1 protein-coding gene (only partly in view) is annotated in these 16470 nt (G+C 70.1%); it reads right to left on the reverse strand.

Features of this window, described 5'->3' with window-relative positions:
• Positions 1 to 16470 carry part of the coding region annotated (locus tag G4D85_RS46900; RefSeq protein WP_164021371.1) for a non-ribosomal peptide synthase/polyketide synthase on the reverse strand (this coding region is incomplete at its 3' end). The annotated region continues 14602 nt past the right edge of the window, so 16470 of the 31072 annotated nt are shown.

Here is a 16470-nt window from a genome sequence, read left to right on the forward strand (position 1 = left end):
CGGAGACGACGTGCGTCTCGGAGGGGCCGTACTGGTTCTCCAGCACGCAGCCCGGAAGCCTCTCGAAGAAGGCCACCAGGGCGGGCGTCACCTGGAGTTGCTCGCCGGCCGTCACCACCTCGCGCAGCGCACGCGGCACTTGAGCGCCGTGGGCCACCGCGTCGGCCAGGGCCTGGAGGGCGACGAACGGAAGGAACAGTCGTTCCACCGCGTGCGCGTCCATGAAGGTCAGCAGGGCGGGCATGTCCTGGCGCAGGCCGCCGGTGGGCAGTACCAGGGTGCCGCCAGCCCACCAGGTGCTGAACAGCTCCTGGAAGGAGACGTCGAAGCTGAGCGCGGCGAACTGGAGCGTGGTGGCGGAGGGATTGGCGGACTGGCGCAGCTGCCACGCCAGCAGGTGGCTAAGGGCGCGGTGGGGAAGCGCGACGCCCTTGGGCCTGCCGGTGCTGCCGGAGGTGTAGATGAGGTAGCAGGTGGCCTCGGGGGACACCTTCCGTGCCGGTGCGTGAGTCGGCTGTCGTGAGAGGGCCTCGGCTTCCGTGTCCACGGACACCCGGCGGGTGCGCGAGTCCTGGGGTAGCACGGCAGCCAGGTGCGACTGGGTGAGGACGACGGGAGCGCCGGAGTCCTCCAGCATGAAGGCCAGCCGCTCGGCGGGGTAGGACGGGTCGAGCGGGAGGTAGGAAGCACCGGCCTTGAGGGTGGCGAGGACGGCGACAGCCATGTCGAGGCTCTTGTCGAGGCACAGGCCCACGGTGCCACCGGCGGGCACGTCCAGAGAGACGAGGTGGTGAGCCAGTTGGTTGGCGCGCGAGTCGAGCTGCGCGTAGGTGAGCGAGTGGGTGCCATCCGTGACGGCCACCGTGTGCGGGGTGCGTGCGGCCTGGGCCTCGACGGGACGGTGCACGGCCACGGGCGCGTGCGGCTCGCGCGAGGTGTCGTTCCACTCCAGCAGCAACTGGCGCTGCTCGACCTCGCCCAGCATCGGCAGGCGCCACAGCGGCTGGCTTGCGTCGGCCGAGACAGACGTGAGCAGCCGCTGGAGGTGGTCCCCCATGCGCCGCGCCGTCGCCTCATCGAAGAGGTCGGTGTTGTACTGGATGGCGCCGTGAAGCTCGTCGCCGGAGTCCGCCATCATCAGGGACAGGTCGAACTTGGCGGTTCCACTGGGTGCCGCCATGGGCCGCAGCTCCAGGGCGCTTTCGACTGCGTCGCCATCACCCCGCGACGGGTCCCTCGGCGTGTTCTGCAAGGCGAGCAGGACCTGGAAGAGTGGAGTGCGGCTCAGGTCCCGCTCGGGGCGCAGCTCGTCGACCAGCTTCTCGAAGGGCACGTCCTGGTGGGCGTACGCATCGAGCGTTGACTCGCGCACCTGCGCGAGCAGCTCGCGGAAGGTCATGTCCGGGCGGAGCCGCGTGCGCAGGGCCAGGGTGTTGACGAAGAATCCAACCAGGCCCTCCAGCTCGGCCCGCTGCCGGTTGGCGATGGGCGAGCCCACCACCACGTCGTCCTGGCCGGAGTAACGCGAGAGCAACACGCTGAAGATGGACAGCAGCGCCATGAAGGGGGTGACGCCCTCGCGCCGGCACAGGGCGTAGAAGGCGGCGGAGAGCTCCGGCCCGAGGTGCACGGGCACCGTCGCGCCGCGGTCCGTCTGCACGGGTGGACGGGGCCTGTCGGTAGGAAGCTCCAGCGCATGCGGTGCGCCTTCGAGCTGGCGCTTCCACCAGGACACCTGCTTCGCCAGCACTTCGTTTCGCAGCCACCCACGCTGCCAGACGGCATAGTCCGCGTATTGGAGTGCCAGCGGCGCCAGTGGGGAGGGCAGCCCCTGGGAGAACGCCGTGTAGAGCGCGCCGACTTCACGAACGAGGATGCCGTTGGACCAGCCGTCCGAGACGACGTGGTGGACGGTGACGAGCAGGACATGGCGCCGCTCGGACAGGTGCACCAGGGTGGTGCGCATCAATGGAGCCTTCGTCAGGTCGAAGGGCTTCTGCGCTTCCAGGGCAGCCTGTTCGCGGGCGGCGGCTTCCTGCTCGGGCTCGGGAAGGTGGCCGAGGTCCACCCGCGTCAACGGCAGCAGGACTTCCGGGTGGAGGTGTTGGACGGGCGAGCCGTCCTCCAGCGTGTGGAAGCTGGTGCGCAGTGCTTCATGTCGTTGGACGAGTCCCTGGAGGGCGCGCTTGAGGGCCGGGATGTCCAGCGCACCGTCGAGCTGCATCGCGGAGGGGATGTTGTAGAACGCGCTGCCGGGCTGCAGCCGGTCCAGGAACCAGAGGCGCTGCTGGGCGAAGGACAGCGGCAGTGCGCCGCCGCGGGGGACCGGCAGCAGTGGCGGGAGTCTCACTCCGTCCCGCTCCCGCCGAGCGTCCTCGATGCGCGGGGCCAGTGCGGCGACGGTGGAAGCCTCGAAGAGCGCGCGCAGCGGCAGCTCGACGTCGAACGACTGACGCACGCGCGAGAAGACCTGGGTGGCGAGCAGCGAATGGCCTCCCAGCGCGAAGAAGTCATCGTGACGGCCGACCTTCTCCACGTGCAGCACCTCGGCCCAGAGTGCGGCCAACCGCTGCTCCGTCGGTGTGGCGGGCGCCTCGTAGGTGGAGGCCGAGGCGGAGGACTCCGGCGCGGGAAGCGCCTTGCGGTCCACCTTGCCGCTGGACATCAGCGGGAAGGCGTCCAGGGCGATGAAGGCGCCAGGCACCATGTACTCGGGCAGCCGCTGCTTGAGGGCCGCACGCAGGGCGGCGGCGTCCGGTGCGGCGTCCTGGTAGGTGAAGTACGCCACCAGGCGCGGGTTGCCGGGGACGTCCTCGCGCATCAGGACGAGCGCCTGATCTACCGCCGGGTGCTGGGCGAGGGTGGCCTCGATTTCGCCCAGTTCGATGCGGAAGCCACGCAGCTTCACCTGGAAGTCGACGCGGCCCATGAAGTCGAGCGTGCCGTCAGGCAGCCAGCGCACCTTGTCCCCGGTGCGGTACATGCGAGCGCCAGGGGTTGCGCTGAAGGCGTCGGGCAGGAAGCGCTCGGCGGTGAGCTCCGGGCGGCGCAGGTAGCCACGAGCGAGGCCGGCACCCGAGATGAAGAGTTCTCCCGGCACTCCGACGGGCACCAGGCGCAACCCGGCATCCAGCACGTAGACCTTCACGTTGGCCAGGGGGCCACCGATGGTGGGACGCGTCTCGGGGCGCACCACGAAGGCGGTGGATTCGACGGTGCACTCGGTGGGGCCGTAGAGGTTGAAGGTACGGGTGCGAGGCGCGGCCGCCAGTTGCTGCCAGAGGGCTTCGTCAATGGCCTCGCCGCCGGGCAACAGCAGGCGCGGGGCGGACTCGTCCTGAAGCAGGCCGGACTGCACCAGCAGCCGCAGCAGGGCAGGCGTGGACTCGAACACGTCCACCCGCTGGTGCTTTATCCACTGGCGCAGGGCGTCCACATCCTGCCGGGTGGCGTCGGGGACGATGCACATGCAGTGGCCGTCGAGCAGCTGCACCATCTGCTGGACGGAGGCATCGAAGGCCAGCGGTGCATTCAGGCTGGCGCGTAGGCCCGCGGGCTCCCCAGCGAACACCTTGCGCGCCAGGGCATGGCGCAGGTTGAGCATGGAGCGGTGCTGCACCATGACGCCCTTGGGCGTGCCGGTGCTGCCGGAGGTGTAGATGACGTACGCGAGGTTGTCGGCAGTGGCCGAGGGCGGGGGATTGTGCGTCGGCAGCGAGATGGGCAGCGCTTCCGCCGAGTCGAGGCACAGCACCTGCGTGCCCTGGGGCGGAGTCCAGGCGCCCACCAGCTTTTGCTGGGTGAGGAGGACGGGGGCCGCGCAGTCCAGGAGGGTGAAGTCGAGGCGCTGGGCGGGCCAGGCCGGGTCCAGCGGGACGTAGCCGCCGCCCGCCTTCATGACGCCGAACAAGGCGACGAGCATGTCGATGGACCGCTCGAAGCAGAGGGCCACGGGCACTTCCGGGCCGACCCCCAGCGAGCGCAGGTGCCAGGCCAACTGGTTGGCGCGCGCGTTGAGCTGGGAGAAGGAGAGGACGGAGTCCTCGAAGGTGACGGCGGGAGCGTCGGGAGTCCTGGCGACCTGGAGCTCGAAGGCGTGGTGGAAGCAGGAGTCGACGGCCACGTCTGCGGCGGTGTCGTTCCAGGCCTGCAACATCTGCTGGCGCTCGGCGGCGGTCAGCAGGGGCAGCTCGGACAGGCGCTGCTCCGGATGGGAGACGATGGCCTCCAGCAGCACCTGGAGGTGCCGAACCAGACGCGTGGCGGTGGCCTCCGTGAAGAGATCCACGTTGCGTTGCAGGGCGCCCACGAAGCCATCAGGCGTCTCGGCGAGGTTGAGCATCAGCTCGAACTTGGCCGCGTCCGAGCCACTGCTCTCCAGGGACCGCAAGGAGAGTGACGGACGAACGACGTCCTGCGTCGGGGTGTTCTGAAGGGCGAAGAACGTCTGGAAGAGTGGCGAGCGGCTCAAGTCGCGCGCCGGTTGGAGTTCCTCCACCAGCTTCTCGAAGGGCACGTCCTGGTGCTCGTAGGCGCCCAGGGTCGTTTCCCGCACCTGTCGCAGCAGTTGGAGGAAGGACAGCGAGCCCTCGGTGCGGGCCCGTAGCACCAGCGTGTTGACGAAGAAGCCGATGAGGCTCTCGGTCTCCGCATGGCGGCGACCGGCGATGGGGGAGCCGACGACGACATCCTCCTGGCCGGAATAGCGGGAGAGCAGCACCTGGAAGGAGGCCAGCAGCAGCATGAAGGGCGTCGCGCCCTCACGCTGGGCCAGGGCCTTGAGGGCCTCGCTCAACTCGCGGGGCAGGCGCACCGGCACCGAGGCGCCCCGGTGGGAGAGGACGGGTGGGCGCGGGAAATCGGTGGCCAGCTCCAGGTGCGCAGGTGCTCCTGTCAGTTGCTGCTTCCACCAGCCCAGCTGCCTGTCGAGAGCAGGGCCCTGGAGCCATTGGCGCTGCCAGACGGCGTAGTCGGCGTACTGCACTGACAGTTCGGGCAGCGGCGAGGGCTGACCCGCACTGAAGGCCTCGTAGAGGGCCACGACTTCACGCACCAGCACGCCGGAAGACCAACCGTCGGAGACGATGTGGTGCAGGTTGAGCACCAGCGCGAACTCCTGTGCGGCGAGTCGCAGCAGGCTCACGCGGAGCAGCGGACCGGTGGCCAGGTTGAAGGGCCGCAGCGCGTCCTCGGAGGCCAGCCGGCGGGCCTCGACCAGACGCTCCGTCTCCGGCAGGCCGGTGAGGTCCACGACGGGCAGCGCGATGGCTTGGGCCGGGTGGATGACCTGCGTCGGCTGGCCTGACTCGGTGGTGAAGGTGGTGCGCAGCGACTCGTGGCGGCGGACCACTTCGGAGAAGGCGCGCTCCAGCGCGGGCACGTCCAGCGCGCCTTCCAAGAGGAGCGCGGTGGGCATGTTGTACTGCACGCCGCCGGGTTCGAGCTGGTCGATGAACCAGAGGCGCTGCTGGGCGAAGGAGAGCGGCGGGCGGCCTGTCCGCACCATCGGACGCAGCGCAGGCAGGGAGGAGCCGTGAGTGGTCTCCTCCACTCGGAGGGCGAGCGAAGCGAGGGTGGGAGCCTCGAAGAGGGCCCGCAGGGGCAGCTCGACGTCGAAGGACTGGCGCACGCGCGAGACGACCTGGGTGGCCAGCAGCGAGTGGCCGCCCAGCGCGAAGAAGTCGTCGTGGCGGCCGACCTTCTCCACGCGCAGCACCTCGGCCCACAAGGTGGCCAGTTGCTGCTCGGTAGGCGTGGCGGGGGCTTCGTAGGTAGCAGCGGAGGCGGAGGACTCCGGAGCGGGAAGGGCCTTGCGGTCCACCTTTCCGTTGGGAGTGAGGGGGAAGGCGTCCAGGGCGATGAAGACGCCGGGCACCATGTACTCGGGCAGCCGCTGCTTGAGAGCGGTGCGCAGGGAGGCGGAGTCGGGTGCGGCCTCGTGGTGGGTGAACCAGGCCACCAGGCGCGGGTTGCCGGGCACGTCCTCGCGCACGAGGACGAGGGATTGGCGCACGCCCGGAAGCTGAGCGAGGGCGGCTTCGATTTCACCCAACTCGATGCGGAAGCCACGCAGCTTCACCTGGAAGTCGGTGCGGCCCAGGTAGTCGAGGGTGCCGTCGGCCAGCCAGCGCACCTTGTCGCCGGTGCGGTACATGCGAGCGCCGGGGGTGGGGCTGAAGGCGTCGGGCAGGAAGCGCTCTGCGGTGAGGGCGGGGCGGCGCAGGTAGCCACGGGCGAGGCCCGCGCCGGAGATGAAGAGCTCTCCGGGCACGCCGACGGGCACGGGCCGCAGTTGCCCATCCAGCACGTAGACGTGGACGTTGGCCAGAGGCACACCAATGGTGGGGCGCGTCTCGGGGCGCACGGCGAAGGCAGTGGAGTCCACCGTGCACTCGGTGGGGCCGTAGACGTTGAAGGTGCGCGTACGCGGCGCGGCGGCAAGCTGCTGCCAGAGGGCCTCGTCAATGGCCTCACCGCCGGGCACCAGCAGGCGCGGGGCGGACTCGTCGCGCAGCAGGCCTTCCTGCACCAGCAGCCGAAGCAGGGAAGGGGTGCAGTCGAGCACGTCAACGCGCTGGCGCTTCAGCCACTGGCGCAGGGCGTCTGCATCCTGCCGGGTGGCGTCGGGAACGATGCACAGGCAGTGGCCGTCGAGCAGTTGCACCAACTGCTTGACGGAGCCGTCAAAGGCCAGCGGCGCATTGACGCTGACGCGCAGGCTGGTGGGCTGCCCCGAGTAGACGGTGCGAGCCAGGGCGTGGCGCAGGTTGAGGACGGAGCGGTGTTGCACCATGACGCCCTTGGGCGTGCCGGTACTGCCCGAGGTGTAGATGACGTAGGCGAGGTTGCTGGCGGTGGCCGAGGGCGCGGGGTTGTGAGTGGGCAGCGAGGCGGGCAGCGCTTCCGCCGAGTCGAGGCACAGCACCTGCGTGCCCTGGGGCGGAGTCCAGATGCCCGCCAGTCTCTGCTGGGTGAGGAGGACGGGGGCCGCGCAGTCCAGGAGGGTGAAGTCGAGGCGCTGAGAGGGCCAGGCCGGGTCCAACGGGACGTAGCCGCCGCCTGCTTTCATGACGCCGAGCAGGGCGACCACCATGTCGACGGAGCGCTCGAAGCAGAGGGCCACGGGGACGTCGGGGCCGACGCCGAGCGAGCGCAGGTGCCAGGCCAACTGGTTGGCGCGCGAGTTGAGCTGGTCGAAGGAGAGGACGGAGTCCTCGAAGCTGACGGCGGGGGCGTCGGGCGTGCGCGCGGCCTGGAGCTCGAAGGCGTGGTGGAAGCAGGAGTCGACGGCAACATCCGCGGCGGTCTCGTTCCAACCGCGCAGCACCTGCTGACGCTCGGTGGCGGTCAGCAGGGGCAGCTCGGAAAGGCGCTGCTCCGGATTGGCGGCGATGGCCTCCAGCAGCACCTGGAGGTGCCGAACCAGACGCGTGGCGGAGGCCTCCGTGAAGAGATCCACGTTGCGTTGCAGCGTGCCCGCGAAGCCCTGGAGTGTTTCGACGAGGTGGAGGTTGAGCTCGAACTTGGCCACCCCACCACCAGCGACATCCAGGGGCCGGAGCGACAGGGAGGGCAGGTGCACTTCCTGCGTCGGGGTGTTCTGCAGGGTAAAGAACGACTGGAAGAGCGGTGTGCGGCTCAGGTCCCGCGCCGGGTGGAGCTCCTCCACCAGCTTCTCGAAGGGCACGTCTTGGTGCTCGTAGGCGCCCAGGGTGGTCTCACGCACCTGCCGCAGCAACTGGAGGAAGGACAAACCGCCTTCAGTGCGAGCGCGCAGCACGAGGGTGTTGATGAAGAAGCCGATGAGGCCTTCGGTCTCCGCATGACGGCGGCCGGCGATGGGGGAGCCGACGACGACGTCCTCCTGGCCGGAATAGCGGGAGAGCAGCACCTGGAAGGAGGCCAGCAGCAGCATGAAGGGCGTGGCGCCCTCGCGCTGGGCCAGGGCCTTGAGGGCCTCGCTCAGATCGCGGGGAAGGCGCACCGGCACCGAGGCGCCCCGGTGGGAGAGGACAGGAGGGCGGGGGAAGTCGGTGGCCAGCTCCAGGTGCGGCGGCGCACCCGTGAGCTGCTGCTTCCACCAGCCCAGCTGCCTGTCGAGGGCAGGACCCTGGAGCCACCCGCGTTGCCAGATGGCGTAGTCGGCGTACTGCACTGGCAGTTCGGGCAGTGGCGAGGGCTGGCCCGCGCTGAAGGCCTCGTAGAGGGCCACGACTTCGCGCACCAGCACGCTGGAAGACCAGCCGTCGGAGACGATGTGGTGCAGGTTCAGGAGCAGCGCGTGCTGGTGCTCTCCCAGGCGTAGGAGGGTGACGCGCAACAACGGTCCGGTGGCGAGCTGGAAGGGGCTCAGCGCGTCTTCGGTCGCGAGGCGGCTTGCCTCCTGTTCACGCCGGGCCTCGGGAACGCCTGTCAGGTCCACCACCGCGAGCTTCAGCGCGGAGGGGGAGTGGATGAGCTGGGTCGGCTGGCCTGCGTCGGTGGTGAAGGTGGTGCGCAGCGACTCGTGGCGGCGGACCACTTCGGAGAAGGCGCGCTCCAGGGACTCCACGTCCAGCGCGCCTTCGAGGCGCAGGGCCGTGGGCATGTTGTACTGCACGCCGCCGGGTTCGAGCTGGTCGATGAACCAGAGGCGCTGTTGGGCGAAGGAGAGCGGCGGGCGGCCTGTCCGCGCCATCGGACGCAGCGCGGGCATGGAGGAACCGTGAGTGGTCTCCTCCACCCGAAGGGCGAGCGAAGCGAGGGTGGGGGCCTCGAAGAGCGCACGCAGAGGCAGCTCGACGTCGAAGGACTGGCGCACGCGAGAGACGACCTGGGTGGCCAGCAGCGAGTGGCCGCCCAGCGCGAAGAAGTCGTCGTGGCGGCCGACCTTCTCCACGCGCAGCACCTCGGCCCACAAGGTGGCCAGCTGCTGCTCGGTAGGCGTGGCGGGCGCCTCGTAAGTGGCGGCCGAGGCGGAGACGTCCGGCGCAGGCAGGGCCTTGCGGTCGACCTTGCCGTTGGGAGTGAGGGGGAAGGCGTCCAGGGCGATGAAGGCGCCGGGCACCATGTACTCGGGCAGCCGCTGCTTGAGGGAGGCGCGCAGGGAGGCGGAGTCGGGTGCGGCCTCGTGGTGGGTGAACCAGGCCACCAGGCGCGGGTTGCCGGGCACGTCCTCGCGTACGAGGACGAGGGATTGCCGCACGCCCGGAAGCTGAGCGAGGGCGGCTTCGATTTCGCCGAGCTCGATGCGGAAGCCACGCAGCTTCACCTGGAAGTCGGTGCGGCCCAGGTAGTCGAGGGTGCCGTCGGCCAGCCAGCGCACCTTGTCGCCGGTGCGATACATGCGAGCGCCAGGGGTGGAGCTGAAGGCGTCGGGCAGGAAGCGCTCTGCGGTGAGGGCGGGGCGGCGCAGGTAGCCACGGGCGAGGCCGGCACCGGAGATGAAGAGCTCTCCAGGCACGCCGACGGGCACCGGGCGCAGGTGGGAGTCGAGGACGTAGACGTGGACGTTGGCTAGAGGCCCACCAATGGTGGGGCGCGTCTCGGGGCGCACGGCGAAGGCGGTGGAGTCGACGGTGCACTCGGTGGGGCCGTAGACGTTGAAGGTGCGGGTGCGAGGCGCGGCGGCGAGTTGCTGCCAGAGGGCTTCGTCAATGGCCTCGCCTCCGGGCACCAGCAGGCGCGGGGCGGACTCGTCGCGCAGCAGGCCTGTCTGCACCAGCAACCGCAGCAGCGAAGGCGTGCAGTCGAGTACGTCGACGCGCTGGTGCTTCAGCCACTGGCGCAGGGCGTCGGCGTCCTGCCGGGTGGCGTCGGGGACGATGCACAGGCAGTGGCCGTCGAGCAGTTGCACCAACTGCTTGACGGAGCCGTCGAAGGCGAGCGGCGCATTCACACTGACGCGCAGGCCGGCGGGCTGCCCCGCGTAGACGGTGCGCGCGAGGGCATGTCGCAGGTTGAGGACGGAGCGGTGTTGCACCATGACGCCCTTGGGCGTGCCGGTGCTGCCCGAGGTGTAGATGACGTAGGCGAGGTTGCTGGCGGTGGCCGAGGGCGCGGGGTTGTGAGTGGGCAGCGAGGCGGGCAGCGCTTCCGCCGAGTCGAGGCACAGCACCTCCGTGCCTTGGGGCGGAGTCCAGATGCCCGCCAGTCTCTGCTGGGTGAGGAGGACGGGGGCGGCGCAGTCCAAGAGGGTGAAGTCGAGGCGCTGAGAGGGCCAGGCCGGGTCCAGCGGGACGTAGCCGCCGCCCGCCTTCATGACACCGAGCAGGGCGACCACCATGTCGACGGAACGCTCGAAGCAGAGGGCCACGGGGACGTCGGGGCCGACGCCGAGCGAGCGCAGGTGCCAGGCCAACTGGTTGGCGCGCGAGTTGAGCTGGGAGAAGGAGAGGACGGAGTCCTCGAAGCTGACGGCGGGGGCGTCGGGCGTGCGCTCGGCCTGCAACTCGAAGACGTGGTGGACGCAGGAGTCGACGGGGACGTTGGCGCTGGTGTCATTCCAGGCTTGCAGCACCTGCTGACGCTCGGTGGCGGTCAACAGGGGCAGCTCGGACAGGCGCTGCTCCGGATTGGCGGCGATGGCCTCCAGCAGCACCTGGAGGTGCTGGGCCATCCGCAGGCCCGTCGTCTCCGCGAAGAGGTCCGCGTTGAACTGGACCTGGCCAGCGAAGCCGTCAGGCGTCTCGGCGAGGTTGAGCATCAGCTCGAACTTGGCTGCGCCCGAGCCACTGCTCTCCAGGGATCGTAGGGCGAGTGACGGGCGAACGACGTCCTGTACCGGGGTGTTCTGCAGCGTGAAGAGGGTCTGGAACAGCGGCGAGCGGCTCAAGTCGCGCGCCGGTTGGAGTTCCTCCACCAGCTTCTCGAAGGGCACGTCCTGGTGCTCGTAGGCACCCAGGGTGGTCTCCCGCACCTGTCGCAGCAACTGGAGGAAGGACAACGCGCCATCGGTGCGGGCCCGTAGCACCAGCGTGTTGACGAAGAAGCCGATGAGGCCTTCGGTCTCGGCATGGCGTCGGCCGGCGATGGGGGAGCCGACGACGACATCCTCCTGGCCGGAATAGCGGGAGAGCAGCACCTGGAAGGAGGCCAGCAGAACCATGAAGGGCGTGGCGCCCTCACGCTGGGCCAGGGCCTTGAGGGCCTCGCTCAGCTCGCGGGGCAGACGCATCGGCACCGAGGCGCCCCGGTGGGAGAGGACAGGAGGGCGGGGGAAGTCGGTGGCCAGCTCCAGGTGCGCAGGTGCCCCTGTCAGTTGCTGCTTCCACCAGCCCAGCTGCCTGTCGAGAGCAGGGCCCTGGAGCCACTGGCGCTGCCAGACGGCGTAGTCGGCGTACTGCACCGGCAGCTCCGGCAGTGGCGAGGGCTGGCCCGCACTGAAGGCCTCGTAGAGGGCCACGACTTCACGCACCAGCACGCCGGAAGACCAACCGTCAGAGACGATGTGGTGCAGGTTGAGCACCAGCGCGAACTCCTGTGTGGCGAGTCGCAGCAGGCTCACGCGCAGCAGCGGACCGGTGGCCAGGTTGAAGGGCCGCAGCGCGTCCTCGGAGGCCAGCCGGCGGGCCTCGGTCAGACGCTCCGTCTCCGGCAGGCCGGTGAGGTCCACGACGGGCAGCGCGAAGGCGCGGGCCGGGTGGATGACCTGAGTGGGCTGGCCCGCGTCGGTGGCGAAGGTGGTGCGCAACGACTCGTGGCGGCGGACCACTTCGGAGAAGGCGCGCTCCAGCGCGGGCACGTCCAGCGCGCCTTCCAGGAGGAGGGCGGTGGGCATGTTGTACTGCACGCTGCCGGGCTCGAGCTGGTCGAGGAACCACAGACGCTGCTGCGCGAAGGATAGCGGCAGCGAGCCCGTGCGCGGCACGCTCAGCAGGGGCGGAGGTTGCAGGCCGTCTCGCTCGCCCCTGGCTCGCTCGATTCGCGGGGCCAGCGTGGCGACGGTGGAGGCCTCGAAGAGGGCGCGCAGGGGCAGCTCGACGTCGAAGGCCCTGCGCACGCGCGAGACGACCTGGGTGGCCAGCAGCGAGTGGCCGCCCAGCGCGAAGAAGTCGTCGTGACGGCCGACCTTCTCCACGCGCAGCACCTCGGTCCAGAGCGCGGCCAGCCGCTCTTCTGTCTCGGTGGCGGGTGCCACGTACGTGCCAGCGGAGGCCGTGGTCCCCGGTGCCGGCAATGCCCTGCGGTCGACCTTTCCGTTGGGTGTCAGGGGGAAAGCGCCCAGGGCGATGAAGGCGCCGGGCACCATGTACTCGGGCAGCCGCTGCTTCAGGACGTCGCGCAGGGTAGTGCTGTCCGGCGCGGCGTCGTGACAGGTGAAGTAGGCCACCAGGCGCTGATCGCCGGGGACGTCCTCGCGCACCATGACGAGCGCCTGACGCACCGCCGGGTGCTGGGCAAGGGTGGTCTCGATTTCACCCAGCTCGATGCGGAAGCCGCGCAGCTTCACCTGGAAGTCGATGCGGCCCAGGAAGTCGAGCGTGCCATCGGCGAGCCAACGCACCTTGTCTCCGGTGCGGTACATGCGCGCGCCGGGGGTGGAGCTGAAGGCATCAGGCAGGAAGCGATCGGCGGTGAGCTCCGGACGGTCCAGGTAGCCACGGGCGAGGCCGGCGCCGGAGATGAACAGCTCCCCCGGCACACCGACGGGCACCGGGCGCAACAAGGCATCCAGCACATAGACGTGGGCGTTGGCCAGGGGGACGCCAATGGTGGGGCGCGTCTCGGGGCGCACCGCGAAGGTAGTGGAGTCCACCGTGCACTCGGTGGGGCCGTAGACGTTGAAGGTGCGCGAGCGAGGCGCGGCGGCAAGGTGCTGCCACAAGGCGTCGTCAATGGGCTCACCGCCGGGCACCAGCAGCCGTGGCGCGGCCTCGTCTTGCAGCAGTCCGGACTGCACCAGCAGGCGCAGCAGGGAGGGCGTGCAGTCGAGCACGTCCACGCGCTGGTGCTTCAGCCACTGCCGCAGGGCGTCCGCGTCCCTCCGGGTGGCTTCGGGGACGATGCACAGGCAATGGCCGTCGAGCAGCTGCACCCACTGCTGGACGGAAGCATCGAAAGCCAGCGGCGCGTTCATGGTGACGCGCAGGCCGGACGGCTGCCCTGCGTACACAGTGCGCGCCAGCGCATGACGCAGGTTGAGCACGGAGCGGTGCTGCACCATGACGCCCTTGGGACGGCCGGTGCTGCCCGACGTGTAGATGACGTACGCGAGGTTGTCGGGTGTGGTCCACCGCGCCGGTGCGGTGTCCGGGTGACGTGAGAGGGCCGTCGCGTGGGTGTCGAGCGCCAGCACCCGGATGGATCCGGAAGGCAGCGAGTCGCGCAGGTGCGAGTGCGTGAGGAGCACCGTGGCACCCGAGTCCTGGAGCATGAAGTCCAGGCGCTCACGGGGGTAGGCAGGGTCCAGCGGGATGTAGGCGCCCCCGGCCTTGAGCACGCCGAGCAGGCCGATGACGAGGTCGAGAGAGCGCTCCAGGCACAGGGCCACGCGCGTGTCGGGGCGGACGCCCTGGGCTCGCAGTTCATGGGCGAGCTGGTTGGCGCGCGCGTCCAGCTCACGGTAGCTCAGCGACAGCTCGCCGAAGCGCAGGGCCTCGGCGTCAGGGGCTCTCGTGGCCTGGGCCTCGAACGCTTCATGGATGCAGGCGGCATCCTCGAAGGGTGCGGCGGTGTCGTTCCACTCGACCAGCACCTGCCGTTGCTCGGCGGCGCTCATCAGCGGCAGCAGGGTGACGCGCTGGCGCGGTTCGCGGACGGCGGATTCCAGGACCACGCGCAGGTGGCCCGCCATGCGAGCGGCGGTGGCCGCATCGAACAGGTCGGTGTTGTACCCGAGCGCGCCGATGAGACCCTCGGGGCTGGGAGTCAGCGCCAGCGTCAGCTCGAACTTCGCGACGCTGCCCGCGGTGTCTACTCCGGAGAGCGTCAGGCGGGAGAGGGTGAGCGGGGCCTCCGGCAGGTTCTGCAGGACGAACAGCACCTGGAAGAGCGGCGAGCGGCTCATGTCTCGCGCGGGCTGGAGCACCTCGACCAGCTTCTCGAAGGGCACGTCCTGGTGGCCGTAGGCGCCGAGCGTCGCCTCTCGCACCTGACCGAGCAGCGACACGAAGGTGTCCTGCTCGGAGATGCGTGCGCGCAGGGCCAGGGTGTTGATGAAGAAGCCGATGAGTCCCTCGGTCTCCGAGCGGTTGCGGCCTGCGATGGGCGAGCCGACGACGAGGTCGTCCTGGCCGGAGTAGCGGTGCAGCAGCGTGTGCCAGGCGGCCAGCAGCACCATGAAGAGCGTGGTGTCGTGCTCGCGGGCGAGCGCTTCGAGCCGCTGCGACAGCTCGGACGGGAGCTGGAAGGGATGGGTCGCGCCGCGGAAGGTCTGCACGGGCGGACGGGGCTTGTCGGTGGGCAGCTCCAGGGCCTGGGGCGCGCCGCGGAGCTGCTGCTTCCAGTAGCCGAGCTGGGCTTCGAGCGCCTCATCGCGCAGCCAGTCGCGCTGCCACATCGCGTAGTCGGCGTACTGCACCGGCAGCGGCGGGAGCTGGGGCTCCATGCCCGAGGCGAAGGCCTCATAGAACGCCGCCAGCTCACGGACGAGCACGCCCAGGGACCAGCCGTCGGAGACGATGTGGTGCATCGTCACCAGCAGCACGTGCTCCTCGGATGCCAGTCGCAGGAGCGAGGCACGGAAGAGGGGACCTCGCTGGAGGTCGAAGGGACGTCCGGCCTCCTCCGTGGCCAGGCGAAGAGTCTCCGCCTCGCGCGGGGCGGTGGGTTGCCCGCTCAGGTCCACCAGGGGCAGCGGGAGGGGGGCGGCGGGGTGGATGACCTGCACGGGTTCGCCGTTGTTCGTGGCGAAGGTGATGCGCAGGGACTCATGGCGCTCGACGAGCGCACCCAGGGCACGTTCGAGTGCGACGACCTCTAGAGTCCCGGTGAGGCGCACCGCGGCCGGCATGTTGTAGACGGGGCTGCCCGGCTGGAGCTGGTCGATGAACCACAGGCGCTGCTGGGCGAAGGAGAGCGGCAGGGGGCCGGTGCGAGGCACGGGCACCAGTGGCGGCACCTCGGGTCCCTGCCGGGTCTGCTGGAGCGCCTGGGTGATGCGCGCGGCGAGGGCGGCAACGGTGGGCGCCTCGAAGAGCGTGCGCAACGGCAGCTCCACGCCGAAGGTGGAGCGCACGCGTGAGATGACCTGGGTGGCCAGCAGCGAGTGGCCGCCCAGGGCGAAGAAGTTGTCGGTGACGCTGACGCGGGGCAGCCGCAGCACTTCACAGAAGAGGGGCGCGAGCTTTTCCTCCTCGGGGGTGCGCGGTGCGGTGAAGGGCGCGTCGCCACGCAGGCTGTTGGCGTCGGGAGCGGGCAGCATGCGGCGGGCGAGCTTGCCGCTGGGGGTGAGTGGCAGGGCCGCCAGGGAGACAAAGGCGGAGGGCACCATGTACTCGGGCAGCCGCTGGAGGAGGAAGGCGCGCAGGGCGTCGGTGTCGAGCGCTTCCGCGGTCTGAGCAGCACGCAGCCCCTGGGATTCGGAGTCATCCCCTCCAAGAGTCACGGGTGCCGTGACGAGGTAGCCAACGAGGCGCTTGTCGCCGGGCGAGTCCTCGCGCACCACGGCGGCGGCGTCACGCATGCCGGGGAAGGCACGCAGGGCGGCTTCCACTTCACCCAGCTCGATGCGGAAGCCGCGCAGCTTCACCTGGCCGTCGAGGCGGCCGAGGAAGTCCACGGTGCCGTCGGCCTTCCAGCGGGCGGAGTCGCCGGTGCGGTACAGGCGCGCGCCGTGCACGTCGCTGAAGGGGAGGGGGACGAATTTCTCCGCCGTCAGCTCTGGCCTGCTGGCATAGCCGTGAGCCAGATGCGTGCCGCCGATGAAGAGCTCTCCGGGGACGCCCACGGGGCAGGGTTGGCCATGCGCGTCCAGCACGTACAACTGCGTGTGCGGCAGGGGAGCGCCAATGGAGGGAAGGCGGGGCCAGGAGGCCGGAGGCCCTTGCAGGCGGAGGACGGAGACGACGTGCGTCTCGGAGGGGCCGTACTGGTTCTCCAGCACGCAGCCCGGAAGCCTCTCGAAGAAGGCCACCAGGGCGGGCGTCACCTGGAGTTGCTCGCCGGCCGTCACCACCTCGCGCAGCGCACGCGGCACTTGAGCGCCGTGGGCCACCGCGTCGGCCAGGGCCTGGAGGGCGACGAACGGAAGGAACAGTCGTTCCACCGCGTGCGCGTCCATGAAGGTCAGCAGGGCGGGCATGTCCTGGCGCAGGCCGCCGGTGGGCAGTACCAGGGTGCCGCCAGCCCACCAGGTGCTGAACAGCTCCTGGAAGGAGACGTCGAAGCTGAGCGCGGCGAACTGGAGCGTGGTGGCGGAGGGATTGGCGGACTGGCGCAGCTGCCACGCCAGCAGGTGGCTAAGGGCGCGGTGGGGAAGCGCGACGCCCTTGGGCCTGCCGGTGCTGCCGGAGGTGTAGATGAGGTAGCAGGTGGCCTCGGGGGACACCT

The organism is Pyxidicoccus trucidator (genome assembly GCF_010894435.1).
Lineage (GTDB): Bacteria > Myxococcota > Myxococcia > Myxococcales > Myxococcaceae > Myxococcus > Myxococcus trucidator.